The organism is Streptomyces sp. NPDC048258, from assembly GCF_043201995.1.
Taxonomy (GTDB): Bacteria; Actinomycetota; Actinomycetes; order Streptomycetales; family Streptomycetaceae; genus Streptomyces.
Genome location: NZ_JBICZH010000013.1, coordinates 129,001 through 145,877, shown reverse-complemented (window position 1 = coordinate 145,877; position 16,877 = coordinate 129,001). Strand labels below are relative to the sequence as shown.

Annotated in this window: 25 protein-coding genes; 14 read left to right on the top strand and 11 right to left on the bottom strand. The window is 67.4% G+C overall.

The features are described from left to right. Nucleotides 1–14 precede the first annotated feature (14 nt). Nucleotides 15–245: a hypothetical protein gene (locus tag ACGFYQ_RS27490; RefSeq protein ID WP_393748340.1), complete on the top strand. Its 231-nt coding sequence runs from the start codon at nucleotides 15–17 to the stop codon at nucleotides 243–245. 66 nt (nucleotides 246–311) lie between these two features. Here ACGFYQ_RS27490 and ACGFYQ_RS27485 read toward each other — a convergent pair whose 3' ends face one another. After that, the gene (locus tag ACGFYQ_RS27485) at nucleotides 312–770 is read right to left on the bottom strand and encodes a hypothetical protein (RefSeq protein ID WP_030760749.1); all 459 of its coding nucleotides are present in this window, start codon (nucleotides 768–770) and stop codon (nucleotides 312–314) included. 249 nt (nucleotides 771–1,019) lie between these two features. On the opposite strand from ACGFYQ_RS27485, the gene ACGFYQ_RS27480 reads away from it, so the two are divergent. From ACGFYQ_RS27480 to ACGFYQ_RS27440, 9 genes are all read left to right on the top strand, one after another. Beyond that, nucleotides 1,020–1,262: a hypothetical protein gene (locus tag ACGFYQ_RS27480; protein WP_393748338.1), complete on the top strand. Its 243-nt coding sequence runs from the start codon at nucleotides 1,020–1,022 to the stop codon at nucleotides 1,260–1,262. After that, complete coding sequence (locus ACGFYQ_RS27475) at nucleotides 1,234–1,758, top strand: DUF6879 family protein (RefSeq protein WP_393748336.1); 525 nt, start codon at nucleotides 1,234–1,236, stop codon at nucleotides 1,756–1,758. The genes ACGFYQ_RS27480 and ACGFYQ_RS27475 overlap by 29 nt, the downstream gene beginning before the upstream one ends. A gap of 19 nt (nucleotides 1,759–1,777) precedes the next feature. After that, the gene (locus tag ACGFYQ_RS27470; RefSeq protein ID WP_393748334.1) at nucleotides 1,778–2,626 is read left to right on the top strand and encodes a helix-turn-helix domain-containing protein; all 849 of its coding nucleotides are present in this window, start codon (nucleotides 1,778–1,780) and stop codon (nucleotides 2,624–2,626) included. Between the two features lie 170 nt (nucleotides 2,627–2,796). Further along, on the top strand, nucleotides 2,797–2,952 hold the full coding sequence (locus ACGFYQ_RS27465; RefSeq protein WP_393748332.1) for a hypothetical protein: 156 nt from the start codon (nucleotides 2,797–2,799) through the stop codon (nucleotides 2,950–2,952). 188 nt (nucleotides 2,953–3,140) lie between these two features. Next, nucleotides 3,141–4,160 carry a radical SAM protein gene (locus ACGFYQ_RS27460; protein ID WP_393748330.1) on the top strand — a complete coding sequence of 340 codons (1,020 nt, stop codon included), beginning with the start codon at nucleotides 3,141–3,143 and terminating at the stop codon, nucleotides 4,158–4,160. After that, nucleotides 4,157–4,801: a dTMP kinase gene (locus ACGFYQ_RS27455; RefSeq protein WP_393748328.1), complete on the top strand. Its 645-nt coding sequence runs from the start codon at nucleotides 4,157–4,159 to the stop codon at nucleotides 4,799–4,801. The genes ACGFYQ_RS27460 and ACGFYQ_RS27455 overlap by 4 nt, the downstream gene beginning before the upstream one ends. Further along, nucleotides 4,794–5,273 carry a hypothetical protein gene (locus ACGFYQ_RS27450; RefSeq protein ID WP_393748326.1) on the top strand — a complete coding sequence of 160 codons (480 nt, stop codon included), beginning with the start codon at nucleotides 4,794–4,796 and terminating at the stop codon, nucleotides 5,271–5,273. The genes ACGFYQ_RS27455 and ACGFYQ_RS27450 overlap by 8 nt, the downstream gene beginning before the upstream one ends. Continuing rightward, nucleotides 5,270–6,061, top strand: coding sequence for an STM4013/SEN3800 family hydrolase (locus ACGFYQ_RS27445; RefSeq protein WP_393748324.1), 792 nt, complete (start codon nucleotides 5,270–5,272; stop codon nucleotides 6,059–6,061). The genes ACGFYQ_RS27450 and ACGFYQ_RS27445 overlap by 4 nt, the downstream gene beginning before the upstream one ends. Nucleotides 6,062–6,080: 19 nt before the next feature. Further along, nucleotides 6,081–6,500, top strand: coding sequence for an NUDIX domain-containing protein (locus ACGFYQ_RS27440; RefSeq protein ID WP_393748322.1), 420 nt, complete (start codon nucleotides 6,081–6,083; stop codon nucleotides 6,498–6,500). A gap of 11 nt (nucleotides 6,501–6,511) precedes the next feature. Here the strand turns inward: ACGFYQ_RS27440 and ACGFYQ_RS27435 are convergent, their stop codons facing one another. The 3 genes from ACGFYQ_RS27435 to ACGFYQ_RS27425 form a co-directional block, all read right to left on the bottom strand. Then, on the bottom strand, nucleotides 6,512–7,033 hold the full coding sequence (locus ACGFYQ_RS27435) for a hypothetical protein (RefSeq protein ID WP_393748320.1): 522 nt from the start codon (nucleotides 7,031–7,033) through the stop codon (nucleotides 6,512–6,514). A 16-nt stretch (nucleotides 7,034–7,049) separates the two neighbouring features. Continuing rightward, nucleotides 7,050–7,298 (bottom strand): hypothetical protein, encoded by a 249-nt coding sequence (locus tag ACGFYQ_RS27430; RefSeq protein ID WP_393748318.1) that lies wholly within the window; start codon nucleotides 7,296–7,298, stop codon nucleotides 7,050–7,052. Between the two features lie 660 nt (nucleotides 7,299–7,958). Beyond that, nucleotides 7,959–8,138: a hypothetical protein gene (locus ACGFYQ_RS27425; RefSeq protein WP_393748316.1), complete on the bottom strand. Its 180-nt coding sequence runs from the start codon at nucleotides 8,136–8,138 to the stop codon at nucleotides 7,959–7,961. Between the two features lie 280 nt (nucleotides 8,139–8,418). Here ACGFYQ_RS27425 and ACGFYQ_RS27420 point away from each other — a divergent pair, with 280 nt between their 5' ends. Further along, the gene (locus ACGFYQ_RS27420) at nucleotides 8,419–8,784 is read left to right on the top strand and encodes a hypothetical protein (RefSeq protein ID WP_393748314.1); all 366 of its coding nucleotides are present in this window, start codon (nucleotides 8,419–8,421) and stop codon (nucleotides 8,782–8,784) included. Nucleotides 8,785–8,858: 74 nt separating this feature from the next. Here the strand turns inward: ACGFYQ_RS27420 and ACGFYQ_RS27415 are convergent, their stop codons facing one another. The 4 genes from ACGFYQ_RS27415 to ACGFYQ_RS27400 are packed head-to-tail and all read right to left on the bottom strand — an operon-like array spanning nucleotide 8,859 to nucleotide 12,601. Continuing rightward, complete coding sequence (locus tag ACGFYQ_RS27415; RefSeq protein ID WP_393748312.1) at nucleotides 8,859–9,152, bottom strand: hypothetical protein; 294 nt, start codon at nucleotides 9,150–9,152, stop codon at nucleotides 8,859–8,861. Nucleotides 9,153–9,201: 49 nt separating this feature from the next. Then, complete coding sequence (locus tag ACGFYQ_RS27410; protein WP_393748310.1) at nucleotides 9,202–11,064, bottom strand: hypothetical protein; 1,863 nt, start codon at nucleotides 11,062–11,064, stop codon at nucleotides 9,202–9,204. After that, entirely contained in the window at nucleotides 11,061–12,293 is a 1,233-nt protein-coding gene (locus ACGFYQ_RS27405; RefSeq protein WP_393748308.1) for a hypothetical protein, read from the bottom strand. The genes ACGFYQ_RS27410 and ACGFYQ_RS27405 overlap by 4 nt, the downstream gene beginning before the upstream one ends. Continuing rightward, the gene (locus ACGFYQ_RS27400) at nucleotides 12,293–12,601 is read right to left on the bottom strand and encodes a helix-turn-helix domain-containing protein (RefSeq protein ID WP_393748306.1); all 309 of its coding nucleotides are present in this window, start codon (nucleotides 12,599–12,601) and stop codon (nucleotides 12,293–12,295) included. Before ACGFYQ_RS27400 ends, ACGFYQ_RS27405 begins: the two co-directional genes overlap by 1 nt. A 303-nt stretch (nucleotides 12,602–12,904) precedes the next feature. On the opposite strand from ACGFYQ_RS27400, the gene ACGFYQ_RS27395 reads away from it, so the two are divergent. Further along, nucleotides 12,905–13,114 carry a hypothetical protein gene (locus ACGFYQ_RS27395; protein WP_393748304.1) on the top strand — a complete coding sequence of 70 codons (210 nt, stop codon included), beginning with the start codon at nucleotides 12,905–12,907 and terminating at the stop codon, nucleotides 13,112–13,114. A gap of 12 nt (nucleotides 13,115–13,126) precedes the next feature. Here ACGFYQ_RS27395 and ACGFYQ_RS27390 read toward each other — a convergent pair whose 3' ends face one another. Beyond that, nucleotides 13,127–14,059, bottom strand: a complete 933-nt coding sequence (locus tag ACGFYQ_RS27390) for a hypothetical protein (protein ID WP_393748302.1) — start codon at nucleotides 14,057–14,059, stop codon at nucleotides 13,127–13,129. Between the two features lie 295 nt (nucleotides 14,060–14,354). Here ACGFYQ_RS27390 and ACGFYQ_RS27385 point away from each other — a divergent pair, with 295 nt between their 5' ends. Beyond that, nucleotides 14,355–15,101 carry a hypothetical protein gene (locus ACGFYQ_RS27385; protein ID WP_393748300.1) on the top strand — a complete coding sequence of 249 codons (747 nt, stop codon included), beginning with the start codon at nucleotides 14,355–14,357 and terminating at the stop codon, nucleotides 15,099–15,101. A gap of 156 nt (nucleotides 15,102–15,257) precedes the next feature. Continuing rightward, the gene (locus ACGFYQ_RS27380) at nucleotides 15,258–15,545 is read left to right on the top strand and encodes a fibronectin type III domain-containing protein (protein ID WP_393748298.1); all 288 of its coding nucleotides are present in this window, start codon (nucleotides 15,258–15,260) and stop codon (nucleotides 15,543–15,545) included. A gap of 51 nt (nucleotides 15,546–15,596) precedes the next feature. Here the strand turns inward: ACGFYQ_RS27380 and ACGFYQ_RS27375 are convergent, their stop codons facing one another. Both ACGFYQ_RS27375 and ACGFYQ_RS27370 read right to left on the bottom strand, forming a co-directional pair. Beyond that, nucleotides 15,597–16,190, bottom strand: a complete 594-nt coding sequence (locus ACGFYQ_RS27375; RefSeq protein ID WP_393748296.1) for a hypothetical protein — start codon at nucleotides 16,188–16,190, stop codon at nucleotides 15,597–15,599. A gap of 101 nt (nucleotides 16,191–16,291) precedes the next feature. Further along, complete coding sequence (locus ACGFYQ_RS27370; protein ID WP_393748294.1) at nucleotides 16,292–16,582, bottom strand: hypothetical protein; 291 nt, start codon at nucleotides 16,580–16,582, stop codon at nucleotides 16,292–16,294. Nucleotides 16,583–16,877 lie beyond the last annotated feature (295 nt).

The window sequence follows — 16,877 nt, the reverse complement described above, 5'->3', positions numbered from 1 at the left end:
CCGAGGAGGAAATCTTGGCGCTCGCCAACTGGATCAGCCGGCATCCGAACCTGACTGCGGCCCTGCTGATCAACATCGTCGTGTTGACGATCGTGAGCCTGGCGAGCCTGGCAGGCTGCGGCGCCGAGGACGGCCCGATGAACGACCGGCAGCGCTGCGAGAACGAGTCGAGCAGCAACTCCTGGCGCTTCGACGACTGCAAGAAGTTGTTCCCCGGCCAGACCGGTCTCAGCGGCTGGGACTGATCCCGCCCATCGCAAGGCCCCGCCCCGGCACCGCGCTGGCCAGCGGGAGCTTCGTCGTTCCCGGAGTCAGTAGCTGAACGAGACGACCGCCTCCGACGAGCACAGGTCCGCCCACCGCGTCCGGTCGACACACACCTTGATCACCGCGCGCGCCCCGTGCGCGTCGTGGCGCAACCGACGGGAGAGGGAACCGGACGCGCTGGTGTCGGTACGCAAGGTCTGACTGGACCCGGCGCTCTCCCACTTGCCGTTCTTGAGGAAGAAGAACTCGGCCTCCACGTAGACCGGATCCCCATCCCCGGCCCGCAGGTCACGCCAGTTCGCGCCGACGGTGGCGTACACGCCGCCGTTGTTGGCAAAGTCCCCGTTGGCGGAGGCAACGTTCCCGGCGGAGACGCGGGCGTGGATCGGCCCCCAGGACTTCCCGGCGGCCTGCGCGGTCGGCGCCGCGACCAGGGACACGGCCACCGACGCCGCCGCCAGGGCGGACGCGGTCAGGATTGTGCGGAAACGGGCTCGTCGCATCGTGGCCTCTTTCGTTGGTTCCGACCGGCAGATCCTCCCACAGTGGGACATAGCAGGTGCGGAAAACTCCCGGATGGGGCGGTCCGGATCAGGCGGGGGCTTCGGCATTTTCCGGACTCAAATCCGGCCAACCTCACGGCCGTTCCGACCCTCCCCCTTGACGACCTCCCTCGCCTCCACGAGCGTCGTCCGCAAATCCTCGCAATCACCTGGACAAGGGAGAGACCCGTGACGCTACGGTTCGGCGGGATGGACCCCAACACCACGGGCGGCGGATCTCCCACCGTGTGGGTAGACGACGTGAAGCGGGAGCTGGTGATCCAGGGCTGGGTTCCGGACGAGGAACTGCTGACGAAGATCAGCACGACCGAGTGGGTATCCGGCCACGACACCGGTATTCCCGAAGGTGAGAACGTGACCCGCGTGCCGCTCCGTATGGCCGCGATCCTGAGGAAGGCTCTCGATGACGCAGAAAGCGCCGGACTTCTCTGAACTCCTCGGCTCCGCCCGACACACGGCGGCCCACCTGGAGATGCGGGACGTCTACAGCGTGGGCGAGGAGGTCGACACGTTCAACCGGTTCTTGTCGACCGGCGAGGCCGACCTGGACCCGGAGTCGCCGCTCTGGGTGGGCTGGACCCCAATCGCCCGCGAGGCAGTCGGCCGCGGCGTGGTCATGCGGCGGGCCCGGATCGTCTCCGAGCCCGTCACCGACTACATCCGCTACGAGCACGCGCTCACACCGGTCAACATCGCGATCGGCGAGGACGTCCGCTGGCTCCCGCGCCGTCGCGCCTCGGACATCGCCCTGCCGGGCAACGACCTGTGGCTGATCGACGACCGCTTGGTCATGTTCCACTGGTGGACCGGTGAGGGCGACTGGGCCGGCCACGAGTTCACCGAGAATCCGGCGGTGGTGAAGATGGTCAGCGACGCCTTCGAGGCAGTCTGGGAGCGTGCCATCCCCCACGCCGAATACGCCGTCTAACCCGACCTGATCACACTCCATGTCCTCTTCCCCTTCCTCTCGCGCCCAGTCGGCGCGTGAGGCCCTCGCGGTGCGGTTGCAGCACCTGCGCAAGGACGCCGGTCTCACCGGGCGCGAACTATCCGCCCGGTGTGGCTGGCACCCCGCCAAGACGACCCGAATCCAGAAGGCCGAACTGGCGCCCTCGGACGCCGACATCCGCGCCTGGTGTGCCGTCTGCGGTGCTGAGGACCAGATCGGCGACCTGATCGCCACCTCCCGCGTCGTTGACTCCATGTACCAGGAGTGGCGCAAGCTGCACCGCAGCGGAATGCGCACGGCCCAGGAGGACTGGACCACCCGGCATGAACAGACCGCCGTGTGCCGGGTCTACGTGTCCAACGCCGTACCCGGCTTCCTCCAGACCCCCGCCTACGCCACTGCCCTCATGCAGTCGATCACCGCCTTCCAGGGGACCCCCGACGACGTCACCGACGCGGTAGCGGCTCGCGTGGCACGCTCCCGGTTCCTCTACGAGGGCGGACACGGCTTCGTCGTCGTCATGGAGGAGTGGGTACTTCGTGCCCGCTTCGGTGGACCGGAGACAATGGCCGCGCAGCTCCGCCACCTCCTCACCGTGCAGCCGCTCCCGTCAGTTTCGCTTGGCGTCATCCCCTCCACCGCGCAGCGGGTCATCTGGCCGCTGGAGGCGTTCTACCTCTTCGACGAACGCCAAGCCGCCGTGGAGACCTTGACCGCTGAGATCAACGTCTCGCAGCCCCGGGAGCTCACGGACTACGCAAAGGCCTTCGCCGGCCTGGCCAAGATGGCGGTGTACGGCGATAGGGCGCGGGAGCTGATCGAGGACGCGATCGACGCCGCCGGGTGAGATTTCGCAATTACGCGCAACTTCGTTGAGGTCCGCTCGCTCCCCTCCCTACGGTGATGGGACGTCACTCGGGGTGGTCATCGCCCCCGAGTGGTCCCCTCAGCAGCGGACCGCAAGGCCCTCGCGCCTTGCGGTCCGCTGCCTCCACCGCAGGCAAGGAGTCACACCCCATGCCCCAGCAACCCCTCCCGCGCCGCCCGCTCGCCCGTCAGCTCCAGGACCAGCCCGCGTACGGCAACTTGAGCCCGCGCATGCGGGAGGTCGCCGAAGAGGGGTGGGAGAAGTTCCTGGAGGGGCTGGCCGACGGCGACGACGAAGCCCGCTGACGCCCCCGTGGACCGTGACTTACCCCGGCGTAGCCCTTGGGGGTGGCGGCAACAGTTGGCCACCACGCTCTACGTCCTGATCGCCAGCGCCCTTGTGGTCGTCCTGGCTCTCGCCGGAAGCCCCGGCTGACAGACCTCTCGATCCCCCGCACCGCTCGCACCCTGTCGATCGGAGCACCACCATGTCCATGGACCTCTTACCGTTCGCCGAACCCCGCACCGACTGGACCGCGTTCCACAACTTCGCAGCCCTGGGCGGCCAGGGGCGGATCTCTCTTACACCGCGCTGCAACGTGGCCTGCTGGTTCTGCCACAACGAGGCCGACGTCCCGCCGCCGCTGACCCGCATGGACCGCACCCAGCAGCCGCGCGTGCGCCACTACGGTGCGGCCGAGTTCCTCACGCTCATCAACGCGATGACGGACGCCGGGCTTCGGCGCATCTTCTTCACCGGCGGTGAGCCCCTGACGTCGCCGCTGGCCCGCGAGGTGCTGACCGGGCTCCGCCCGAGCGGCCCCGACGGCTCGTACACGCTGATCACCAACGGCACGCTGGTTCGTACCCACCAGTCCTGGCTCTCGAAGGCGCCGCTCGACAAGATCAAGGTGTCGTTGCACTACTTCTCCGACGACACGTTCAAGGCCATCGCCGGGACCCGCATCGGCATCGACTGCGTCCTGGACGGCATCGAAGCGGCCCGCGAGATGTTCAAGCACGTCGAGCTGAACTGTCTCCTCCAGAAGGAGAACGAGCACGAGGTCCGCGACATCCTCACCTTCGCCCTGGACCGCCGCATGCCCGTCCAGTTCATCGAGCTGGTAGGCACAGACTTCAACGAAGCCCGCGCCAAGTCCGCCGTCCCGGCCGACGACATCATCAAGCACCTGCGGACCCTCACGAGCCGCGAGCGAATCGAGATCGTCGGGGTGGGCCAGGGCCGCCGCGTCTTCGACATCGACGGCGTGGACGTCGAAGTCATCCACCGCGACCTTGGCCGCCATCACGTCGGCCAGTGCGGCACCTGCCCCGTCCGGCCCAAGTGCGTCGAAGGGTTCTGGGCTCTGCGCGCCGACCACGCCGGCGGTGTCCAGCCCTGCCTCCTCCGCGACGACCTGCGCCTGGACGTCAAGCACCTCCTGGACGAGCCCGGCCGCCTCGCCGAAGCCATCGCCGGACACGTCACCGCCTTCACCGAGGGGACCCTGTGAGCCAGACCATCGCCCTGCCCGCGGCCTTCGCCCCCGTCCCCTACGACGACCACGAAGTCCCGTTCATCGCGCTGGAAAGCGTCTCCGGCGTCGGGAAGTCCACCCTGACCGCGATCCTCGCGCACCGCCTGAACGGCTCCGGCATACACACCCTGGCCCCGCCCCACTCCGGCTGGTCCGACGCAGCCCACCGCATGAACCCGCTGCCGAACCTCGCCTTCTACCTCTCCGGACTCCTGCACGTCTCCGACCGCATCCGCCGCGCCCTCGCCATCGGGCCCGTCATCGCCGACCGCTACGCGTCCTCGGTCACCGCCTGCCAGGCCGCGATCCACAGCGTCGACATCGCCGAAGTGGACCGGATGATCGCCCCGTTCCGGCCCTACCTCGTCGTCCCCGACCACACCTTCTACCTGAGGTGCTCCGAGGAGACCCTGCGAGAGCGCATGGCCATCAAGGGCGACACCAAGCAGGACGACACCGACCTCTTCGCCATTCCCGGCCGCCTCAAGCAGCTCACCGCCAACTTCGAGGCCGTCGCCGCCGACGACCCCACCGCGACCGTGCTGGACACCGACGGCCTTACCCCCGACGACCTCGCCGACCTGATCACCGCCCACCTGGAGCGCCACCGTGCTTAACCCCATCGACACCGACAAGGTCATCCGCGACGGCGGAGCCACCGGCAGGTTCCCCGACGAGATGCACCCCGCCGCGGCCTGGTGGATCGCCGCCTGCTTCGTCGTCACCCTCCGCTCCGACCAGCTCGTAGTCGCGCACGACGGACAGCCGGCCACCGCGAAGTTCTTCGACCTTCTGTGCCAGGGCGCCATCAACGCCCAGCACTACGCCTGCCAGGTCCTGGACCTGGGCGTCGCCGACGAGGACGAACTGGTGATCGCCATGAAGGAAGCGGACCGGGCCCCTGGGATGCGCGTCACCACGGCGGGCGACCAGGTCACCATCACCCTCTACGACCGCGCGGGCGTCCCCTTGGCTGAACGGCCCAGCCTCTACCTGATCCGCCGCATGATCGCCGAAGAGCGCATCCCCCTCCCCGTCAACACCGAATGCAAGGGCTCCATCCAGCCCTACTCGGAGGCGGCCCGGTGATCAACACGGCCGAGGTCATCGAGTCGGGCACGAACATCCTCTTCGTCACCCTCGACTCCCTGCGCTACGACGTCGCACGGTCCACCACGCACGCCGGGCAAACCCCGCACCTGGCCAAGCTCCTCCCCGGCGGCCAGTGGGAGGAACGCCGCACCCCGGGCACCTTCACCCTCCCCGCGCACATCGCGTTCCTCTCCGGCTTCCTGCCCAAGCTCCCGCAGCCCGAGCAGCCCCCGCGTATGTGGGAGTGCCGCCCGCCTGCGTTCAAGACCGTCGACCCGGGCACGTTCGTCTTCGACGCTCCGAGCCTGCTGGCCGGGCTCGTCCAGCACGGCTACCGCACCGTGTGCGTCGGCGGGGTCACCTACTTCTCACGGGAAACCCCGCTCGGCTCCGTCCTGCCGGACCTGTTCGACGAGGACCACTGGCGCCCGGAGTTCTGCTCGCCGGAGCCCGACTCCACCCGCCACCAGGTCGACGAAGCCCTCGGCCTCGCCCTCAAGTACGAGGACCGGCGGCTGTTCCTGTTCGTCAACGTCTCCGCCACCCATGTTCCCCACGGTCACTACCTCGGCCAGAGCACCGACACGTGGGAGTCCCAAGCCGCGGCCCTGGCCTACGCCGACGGGCATCTCGGGCGCCTGGTCGCCGGCCTCACCACGAAGAAGCAATGGCTCGTCATCATCTGCGCGGACCACGGCGACGCCTTCGGAGAAGACGGTTACCACGGCCGCGGGATCGCCCACCCGGCGGTGATGAATGTGCCGTTCGCCGCCATGCTGCTCTGACCCTGTCTACGCTCGACACATGGATTCAGAGATGCGCGACGCCGCCGTAGTAGTGGCCCGAGACGAGCACGGCCTGGTCGCCCTGCTCACGTCCCGATTCCCCCGCCACGGCGGCGAGTACCTCTTCCTCCCCGGCGGCCGGATGGAGCAGGGCGAGACTCCCGAAGAGTGCGGACACCGGGAACTGCGCGAAGAAGCCGGGATCACCGCCCAGTCCTGGCGCCCCCTGGGCTCGTACGCCATCACCCTTGGATCTACCGCCCGGGTCCATCTCTTCCTCGCCGAGGGTCTCACCCTGGGGCCCCAGCAGCTGGAGCCCTCCGAGGCCGACTTCAAGCTCATGTGGTGGCCGATGCAAGATGCCATCACGGCGGCCGCCGAAGGCCGCTTCCTGCTCCAGGGCGGCCCGCTCGCGCTCCTCCTCGCCGACCGACTCTGACGGTCGACTGCTTACTCGTCCCACCAGGGTGCGATCGAGCATTCCGCCTGCACCGTCGGCTTCTCCGGATCCTCCGCGGGCACCACCACATGCCTCATGCGCGGATTCGCGTCGATCCACGACCGGCCCGTCCAGGGCCCCGTTGCGCCGTTGTCCTGGCGCTCCTTGACCGTCAGCAGCTGGCTCGGGTGGTTCAGGATCTCAAGCGGTGTTCGGCGGGAGAACCGTGGCGTCAACCATGCCGGCGGCGAACCGTCGTCCGTGGAGCGCTCCTCCTTCGCCGCCTTCGCTTCCAACTTCAACAGCTCATATTTCGCGGCCCCGACGGCCCCCGCCCATTCCTGAGACGGCGCATCGTCCACCCAGGAAATGGGCAGCTGTCTGGTCGGCTCGCGGACGACGACGGGCTGGCGCATCCAGGTCGGCGGTTCCGGCCTCCACGGCACCGTGGGGCTCTCCGGCGGCGCCGAGTTGAGGACGTCCAGCCAGTACTCGCGCGCCGCCGATCGCCCAATGCCAGGAATGTGCCGCATCGCATCGCGCCGCCGCCTACTCATACGGGGCGTACTCCGCGCCGTCCGACGCTCGCGCGATCCTCACCGGGCAGGGGTACTGCCTGCGGGGCCGGTGCCGCGGCGGTTCGTCCTGCGCCCTGCTGTGGAAGTCGACGCTGTGGCGGGGTTCCTCGGGCTCGCTGGCAGCCAGGAAGGCCGCGTGCTCGGCTTGGGCTTCGGGTGTGCTCAGATCGACGACCGGTTCGGGCTCGGAGTACCGGCGGAAGAAGGAGGGGAGGGCCATTTCTGCTCCAATCTCGGTGGGGCCCCGCTGACAGCTGACCTCGGGTCCCCTCCAGCGGGCTGGGGTCAAATCCAGAGGTGGGTGGGGACACGGCTCGCGGGACGTGGAACAGGTAGTTACTCGTTTGATGGGCAGATGCCGGTGATTGCGTGGCCCCCACAGCGGGGGCCTGCGCATACCCGGTGCCCCCGCCAGCGGGGCCTTCTCCTACAGCGAGCCGTTCAACTCACGTGCTCGCTCGACCCACGATCCCGAAGGAATCGGTACCGCGCGATAGGGGCGATGACTTCCACCGCTGATCAGCCGCATTGCCAGCCATCCATCCCCCCAACCTGCAACGTCCTTGCTGAGCGGAGTCGAGGGGATGGCCACTCCCGCGTGGCGCTGGCCGTCCTCGTGCACCAGGTCCACAACCGCGGCCGTCACGGCTCGGTGGGAATTGTGGGCCTCAATCATGCGGTTCACGCGGAGAACGAGATTGCCCGGCTCGACGAGCCAGAACAACACGCCGCTCGACCAGTAACAGCCCGCGGGCGGCTCCGGGTACACCTTGCAGCCCACGGGCGCCGCGGCGACCTCAGCAGCAGGCGGTGGTCCTGGACGATCCGCGTCCATCGCGGCGTACACCGCAGCCCAACGCACAGGCGGCGCCGGGCGCACCTAAAACACGTCCGAGTACGACCCAGTGGGGCGGTGCAGGTCGTACTGGTCCATGTCGACGGGGTTGGGTTCGATCCGGGCAAGACCGCCGCGGGCCGCGACATGCGCGGTCGCGTGATAAGCCTGCACGGCCCGCATGTGAGCAGCCGCACGGACGTCTTCGAGGCTGAAGTAGGACATGTTGCTACGAGCCTCAGCCGCTTGTTGGCTGCCGCCTTGGCTCGCGCACCGTCGACCCACGCCTGAGTGCCCGCGCTCAAGACCGGGTAGTTCGGCCTCAGCTCGGCTGCCAGCGCGTCATTCCGCTCCTGACGCTCCTGCTCCTCCGCGGCGCGCACCTTCTGAGTCCACCAATTACCGCTCATGTCGGCCTTATTTCTGTTGCTGAGCCTGACGGCCCAGATGTATGGGATTGCATGCGGGGACGATAATTGGAATCGTCCCCAAGCTAGGAGTTCGCATGCGCTACCGAGTCGACGACGCCATCACCGCGGCACAGAAATCCACTATCAAGGATTCGCCGCCGCAGAAGAATCCCCTCCCCCTCCAGGAAAACCGCCGGCTCAGCGAGGCTGAGGGGTACCGTCCCGGCGTCGACGACTCCCACCACCAGCTCAACCCCGCCATGCAGTCCCGTGACGGATGGCGGCCCAGCGGCTCGTGGTCGACGAGCGTTCACAACGAGGGACGGGACCCGTGGACGCGCCGGATGGTGATGAACGAGCAGACCGAGTGCATCCCTGACGCGCACTACTACAGGTCGGGGCGACCCAAGATGAGCATCGCCTTCGTCCAGGGCGCCGCGGCTGGCTACGACGAGCGCTGAGGTGTGCGGGGCCCTCTCCTGCCGTCCCAGGAAAGGGCCCCCAGCCGGAGCGGCAGCCGGCCGTCTCATGGTGGTCATGTGGATCGGGCCCGGACGTTTCTGGGCCGGGTGACCTCGTTGGAGTATTCGAGTTCGTTCTCAGCCTTGCCGCTTATTACGGCCACGCGGCTGAAGTCCTTGAAAAGGGCGTGGACGACGTCGAGGACCCTGCCCGAGTCAAACAGGGCGCATCCATAGCGGTCCGACCACGAAAAGAAATCCCTGGGGAAATCCGAGATGAAGGGGCGGGGGTCTTCCGAGTCCGGGAATCGCAGCAGCGCAGGTGCATGCGGCGCGATGGTGCTGGTGAAAATGACGGGGATGCTCATACAGTCAAGCGTCACCCGCCAGCGGGTCAGGTTGGTAGTACCAGGCTATTCATGATGCTTCTGGAGTGGGGATCCGGACAGCTCGACGTCCCCACTTCTTACCCGGCGGCCACGTCCTCCCAGCGGCCGAGGAGGGGTGAGCTCCGTTGTTCAACAAGTCGCTTTGCGGGGAGTTGCGGGGAGTCTGCTGCGTACCTTTCTGGCGCTCTGCACTACTCGAAAAAAGGTCAGAGAAGGGGTGCGCAGACTCCCCGCAACTCCCCGCAGATGAGTTGCAGAGAGGCTCCGTAGAGCCTGGATCATCTTCGCGCTCTACATCCTCACGGTCCTCGGTGGCGGATTCGGAGGACGTCTCGCTGCCTCCGCCCTGCCCCGCTTCGGCCTCCTCCTGGCACTTCTCCACACGCCAGTTGGACTGCTTGGCGTGCTTGTCCGCACAGCGTGCGAGTCGGTATTCGCCGAACCAACGCCCTTCCTTCGCCCGGAACCGGAGGCCTAGCGTCTGGGTCGTCAGCTCCTGCCCCCTGGCCGCGAACAGATAGTCGGACAACTCGTCGTCGTGCAGTACATCCCGGACGGACACCCAAGCTGGGCCGAACCTCTTCCGCCAGGCGGTCAGCAGCGCGGCCCACTCCTCGCCGTCGGGGTCCTGGGCGGCGACGGCTTCGGTGCGCCCTTCCAAGAACCCTTCGACGCCGATATGCCGGAGGAATCCATCCATGGTGCGCGTCCAGGGCACGTAACACGCCAGCGTCTTCTTGCCCTTCAGCGCACCCGCGGCCACCCAGTCGGCGACCAGGACGAGCATGGCGTGCAGGATCTCCTCGCGGTGGTCGCCGGCCCACTCCAGCAGGTCCCCGCCCGTCTTGAACTGGTCCGGGTCGCGGTCTTCGGGGTGGGGGTGGGAGCAGCCGAGGCGTACAGGCACGGTCCGACGTTGGTTGTCGCCGGCGAGCATCAGGTTGTTGCCGGTCATCACCCAGGTGCGGTTGTTCTCGAAGGCGACCGCCTTGGTGTACCCCAGAATGCGGTCGGACCAGTGGAAGTCGGTGATCAAGCGGGCCAGTACGCCGCTGCGGATCACGGTACCGTCGTCGATGTTGTCGAACAGGAAGATGGGCGCGGTCTCGGACGTGAAGGCTGCTGTGATCGCCTTCCGTAGCTCGGAGCTGTCATTGGTCGGCCACTGGATCTCGCCGATGCCGAACAGCATCCCCGGCAGCCGCGCCAGGTGGCTCTTCCCGCATCCCGGGTTGTTCGCCGTGATCGTGATCAGTGGGACGATCCCACCCGCGTAGGCGCGCAGGAGCGGCGTGAACAGGTAGGCCAGGTAGTTGGCCTTGTCGCTTCGCATCACGAACTCGAAGTCGGCCAGCACCACCTCCAGCAGGAGGCGCTTGGCCGCACATACCTCATCGGCGTTCGGGCGTTCGGGGACCGGCGGGATCGCGACCGTGGGGGAAAGGTACAGTCCGGAACCCTCGTGGTACCCCGGCGTGGTCAGCAGCGTGCCGTCCGGCAACAAGACCGGCGTCGTCACCACGTTCTTCAGCCGCTTCAGATCGGGACTGAGGCTGTTCAAGGCGCTCTTGCATACCGTCTCGGTGATCAGCTTCGGCGTCTCGACCTGCTTCCCGTCGCCGGCGCCCTTCCGCGTGAAGGTGTCGATGTGGTCCGAGAGGTACGCACCCAGCGTGGCCGGCGTGAAGGTGTGGATGGTTGGGGGACCGTCCTCGTTTTGCACCAACAGGCAGATCGTCTCGAACCGGCTGTACGGGCTGTGCGGCATCGACCCCAGTTTCAACATGGTGGGGATCTGATCGCGCGCGATCTTGTCGTTCGCGATGTTCCATCGGGGCTTCTCGGACGGCGTGTCCGCTGACCTGGGGGTGCTGCGGCGGGATCGGCTCATGCGGCTGCCCCCGTCCCGCAGTAGCTCGTGATGCAGCACTCGCGGATCTCGTCCAGGACGTCACCCGGCAGGTCCGCCGCCCACTCCGGTGCCAGGGCCTCCCGCGCCGCCGCCGCCAGCACGCCCCGTGTCGCACGCGATAGGTCACCGTCGCAGTGCAGATGAGCCAGGAGTCTCAAGATCGTCAGCTTCTGCCCCGACCCCGTCGGCAACCCTGCGGATTCCGACCACACCACCAGCACCGGCACCCCGTTCACGTTCCACTTCGCCGAGTACGGCGAGGTCCAGTAGTCCCCGTCCGAGGGTCGGCGCCAGTATTCGACGCCCCGCTGGTCGACGGACAACAGAGCCCAGCCCACCGGCTCCAGGACGGCGGAGACCGGGCACAGGCGGCTCAGGACGCCGCCGGGGCTGTACTCGTCCTCCACCTGCTCCAGGGCCGCCCACTGCCCCGTCCCCCACGCGGTCGAGCGCGGACGGCTGGCAGCCTTCGCCTCCGCCACCAGATCCGGCCCCTGCTCGCGCACCCACGCGTCCAGCGTCTCCGGCATGTACCGAGGGCCGCCGTCGTGCAGGATCCGGCAGGGGCGCGGGTTGTCGGGCACCTTCGGGTTCACGGTCCCCGCGACGCGCAGCACGCGGGCGAGGTCACCGACGCCGGTCCCGTACGTCCAGCCGTACCGCTGCGAGATGCGCTGCACGAGGAGCTGCCACGCCATGGACAGCGTCTTTGCCTCGGCCAGCACCTCGGGGCCGGTGACGACAAGAGGAGTCTCCAGCAGCCACAGCGGGTAGATCCCGCCTCCCGAGTGCACGACCAGCGTGGGCTCCGGCAGCGCGTCCACCACCTTGAGCGCCGACGTCAGGTCGGGCGGCAACGGCTCGCCGGTCTTGTGGCCGGGGCCGGCGATGTCGATGTCCGCCCACAGCGTGACCACTTCGGCTGTGTCCGCCTCCACCCCTCGCGTGCCGGAGGTGACGCCGGCGTGCACGGTGGTCATGCGGACGTACATGCTGGGCTGCTGCCGGGCGTACAGCTCCCGCACCTTCACCGCGGCCTCGCGCGGGCCCGAGTAGGTGCCGTCCTCGGTCCATGCGATGGTGGGCTGGAGGCCAGCGGGGGTGTGCCGAAGGCCGCGGCCCTGGTGGGCCAGGGCGAGCTGACCTGAGCAGCCGCGGAACACCTCGCCGAGGTAAGCCCGCACCTGGCCAGCGTCGTATGTAGTCATCAGCATGCCCCCAGGGAGGGAGCGGCTACCGCGCGGTGCAGGTGGTCCAAAGCCCGACGACGGCGGCTCTCGTTCAGCTCGTCAAGCAGCGCGAACAGCTCGTCGTCCTCCGGCTCGCACAGGTCCGGGATGCTCAGATCCAGCGCCAGGGCCAGCAGGCCGATGACGCGCGGAGCCGGTGATACGCGGCCTGTCTCCCAGTTGCAGACAGCGGTGGCCGTCATGCCGCAGCGCGCGGCCAGTTGCCGCTGGGTGAGGCCGACTTGTGCCCGTGCGGCACGAAGCCGCGCAGGTGAGAGCGTGGACATGCGGTACTCCCGAGGGTGCTGGAGGATGCTTCGCGCCCACCGCACCACACGGGAATTTTTGGGTGTTAATAGCACAACCCGGAAGGCCCAGCAGCTTCACCCGCGCAGCCGCTTGGCTGCACCATTGGGGAACTCGGATACGCCCCAACAGCCCAATTGGCGTCGCCTCCATGGGTAAACATGCCGGGATTTTCATTGCGATACGGCGAACCACAAGATGTAGGAGTCCAGCACATCAAGAAGAATCATGTTCTCCACTCTCCTCCGCGTGCATGGTGACCTCACCTCGACGACGCTGGAAGCATGGACCCTCGCATCGTGATCCACCAGCCCGACGATCAGGGCGGCCGGCGTGTGCACGTGGACGGCACGATCCTGGGCATGGCCTACAGCGAGAACGACCTGCGTGAACTCCTGCGGCGGGTAGAGCTTCCCGGCTGGGACGGCATCGACATCACCGACGGCTCCCTGTTCCGTTGGGAAGGTGGCGGCCCGGAGAGCTGGGAGCCGTAGGCCCCCTCCAAGTCACCTGCCGAGCGCGTCCAGCTCCATGCGTGCCGCCTCCACGAAAGAGTCCCGAAGAACGCCCAACGCGATCCGCCTTTGCCCCAGCAGCTCAACTTGCCCCCCACGGTCCAGCCCCGCTGAGTGGGCCAGCAACTCCGCTTCTGCTTCATCCACACCAGCGATCACAAGAGCCTGGCGGGCTCGCCTCTCAGCCATGTCGTCTCCGACTGCTTGCTCCGCTTCGTCGAGCGCCTCCACGGCAGCACGCGCAATTTCGCCCCGCTCGAACCGCTCACTCATGTCCTCGAAGTCCTCCTGGGACTCCGGCCCTCGCACATCCCAATCATCGGGGCCAATCTGAATCTGCTCAGCCAAGCTACCGTTAGGGGATCGAGAAATCCGGGCCCCCGCGTCGACAACGTCCCCCAACTGTCCTCTAGCACGCGCCAAGCGGATGTAGTTTTCGCGCTCCAGGTGCTCCATATAGAGCGCCGTCGTAAAGTCCAGCGCCCCATCCTTCACTTCTCGCGCCTTGGCCAAAACGCTTGGGGGGCTCATCAGCTCCACCATCGCGTAGGCCTTCAACAATTCATCGGATCGAGCTTCCTGGTTGTTGGCTTCCACCTTCGGCAATAGCACGTCCAGTTCCTTGACGTACTCCGCCCAGACCTCCTGGCACCGGTCCCGCTGCCACTGGGCATGCGCCTCCCGGGACAACTCCCTGGCACTGGCAACAGCTGCTTGAGCTTGCAGCCGTCCCGTCTCCAGGGTCGCTGCGGCCTGCGCTTGCGCGGCTTCCAGCGCCTTCTCCGCTTGGGCTTGAGCACCCTTCAGCGCCTTGCTGCCCTGAATGTGCCCTGCGATGACCACGCCTGGGATGGCAAGCAAGGCCACGACAGCCGACGCCACCGAGCCGAAGTCTTGGGATATGAACGTGCTGAGATCAGCCATGAGCGGGCTCCCCCTTGCTGTGCTCCACCTGCCCGCTGAACCGTAGCGTGGTCACAGGTGCCGGCGTGGCCGCCTTGCGTCACGTGTCAGGCGTGGAGGCCCGGTGTACGTCTGGAGGCTTCCCCGCGACATCACGTCGACCCCACCGATCGCTCCCTCACTATGGGAAGCCCCGGGGCCGGAGAGCTGGCAGTAGGGCCCCTCACCTCCGGGAGGCGCTAGGCGCACAGCGGGCCAGCCGCCCCATCGCTGAAATACGCTGATACGCGGCGCCATGGACTGCTAGCTTCTGGCCATGTCCGCGAAGAAGCACACCTGCGTCCTCTGTGCGGCGCCGGTGAAAAAGGCAACCGGCGAACACGCTCTGCCTGAACAGCTCCTCAAGGCCCTGACCATCGCCAACGACGGCGCGCTGGGAGAGAGCGCGTACGACATGTACGCCATGACATATCGCGGAGCCAAGGAGCAGGAAACGAAGAGGCTGGATAAACCACTGAGCGCCATTCGGGTTCCCTGTTGCCTCTCCTGCAACCAGTGGCTGAACGAGACCTTCGAAAAGCCAGCCGTTGAGCATCTTCCGAAGCTATTTGGTGGGCGAACTCTGTTCACGTGTCCTCGGGAGGACGTTGCCCCTCTGTCGCGGTGGCTCATCAAGACCGTGCTGATGTCCCACCATCCACGAGTCCACTATTCGGGGATGACCTGGAAAGCCAAGGCCGATTTTCCACACAGCGAGCACATGCAGCACATCCCTGCCCTCTTGAAGGATCTGCGGCGATCCGGAGAAGTACCTCACAGCCTCTCACTCTGGGCAGTCCTGGCGACCCGTAGTGAGCCGGCCGCCCTTCACCCGGACCCGGATGCGACGTTCAATATGGGCGTGAACGTCGTTCGACCTGATGGCGTCCTCAAGCTCACCGTGACAAACTCCAAGGAAATGTCATTGGCTCACATTGACGGCACCTGGCCCGCAGTGGGCAAGCTGTGGCCGATCTGTACCGACTGCGCGTCCTGCTCTGACGGAACTGACGAACCCCGCTAGAGCCGAGCCCACTGAAGACCCTGCTGATGCCAGGCAAGACGGCAGTGACCTCGAGCCGGCGGCAAGGCAGCGGCGCAGGTACCGCCGGCTCCCCAGTGGTACCTCGACGCGGACGGAAATCCCGTCTCGGGCGGCTGGCAGACCTCGCGCGAGGTAATGCTCAACTGGCGGTCTGGCGTAGGCGAGGCCGCTGGCTCCGGCACGTACTCCGGCTCCGCAGGGCTCGACCTGGCCGGGATCGCCGGGCACTACCTCTACATCGCCGAGGGGACCGCGGAACTGCCCACCACGCCCACGAAGACCCTGGGAGCGCGCGTCAACGCGCTCGTGGACGGCCTCAAGGCGAACACCGAGTACAAGTGCGCCGTGGCCGCCTTCAGCGCCTCCGGCACCGGCCCGCAGTCGGAGATCCTCACCGTGAGGACGCAGGCCGCGGCGGCCTAGCTGGTGCGCAGAACCCCCCGCCCCGGACGGGGGCTTCTTCATGTCCGCGGGCTATCTCCGTTTCAGCCACCAACGCTTGCCCCACGGGGTCATCAGCGAGTGGTACCACCGGGCAGTCACGTCCAGGCGGGCGATCCTGGCGAAGTCGATGAGCCGCTCGTGCAGCTCGTCGCTGGACGTGATCACTGTGTATTCCAGGCGGTGGTCGTCTTCGAGGTGGTGCGGGAGGTAGAAGGTGCCGCTCACACGGTTGTCCAGGTCGGGCGGGATCGGTCCGATGGCCGCTCGTCCCCCGGGGGCGTCGGGCAGGGTCACCTTCTTCCTCCATCCGGTTCGCTGGGTGAGCGTCCCCACTCCGATGAGCCGCCGGAACAGGTCGCGCGCCGCGTTCCTCACATGGCGCGGCGCGCGCAGCTCGATAGCCAGGAGCGCAGCCAGGAGGCCATTGACGTCCGCCTCGTCCATCTCCCCATCGTGGTAGAAGGCCGTGGTCGCACCGATGAACCTGTCATAGGCGGCGGCCCGGTCCTCACGGCGGCCGTGCTTGACCATGACGTACGGGTTACTAGCGCTCTGTGCCGCACGCAGCGCGGCGGCTCCTGCGCGGGCTGCGCCGGCTGCGGCGCTGACCGGATCCACGGGCATGTTGGTCCCCCCTCTGTTGGCTCAGGGCATTCTGCACAGCCAGCCCGAGACCGGAAGGGGGATTCCGCAGCGCGGACAGCTCTGGCTCGCAGCGACATGACCTACCGCCCACCGCCCAGCGGCAGATACACCGCGCCGTCGTCGTCACCGTCGTCTTCGTCGTCGTCCCAGTCCGCGGCGAACTCCTCCTCCAGGCCCTCGCCGTCGTCCTCCGGCGGACAGAGACCCTGCTCGAACCAGGCGCCGGCGTAGACGAGATCCTCGGCGCGGACGTTGACCCGGGCCGTACGCGGGGGCGAGGGCGGGGCAGCGGAGGGCTCGGTGCGGCGCGGGGTCGGCTGCGGGGAGGAGTGGGTGCCTTCTAGCAGGTACCGCGTTAGATTACGTTCCATATTTCATATTTTGGGCACTCCATCCCGATCCTGGTATCGCCGTCCACCTGCCTCAGATCCCCATCTCAGAAGGCCAACGACTGCATCCGGCCGTCCTGATTCTCCGGATTCCTCGGAGTTTCTCGGGAAACCTCGGCGAGGCTCACCCGTACTCACCGGAACTCACCGGTACCGCCTGGCCGAGACGGAGCCGGGCCACTTCGCCGCAGCTCGACGGCATGCCAGACTCGCCTCAGACGAACGGAACAAGCCAACCCGTCCACGCCCCTCCGGAGCACGCTGGCACCACTCTGGG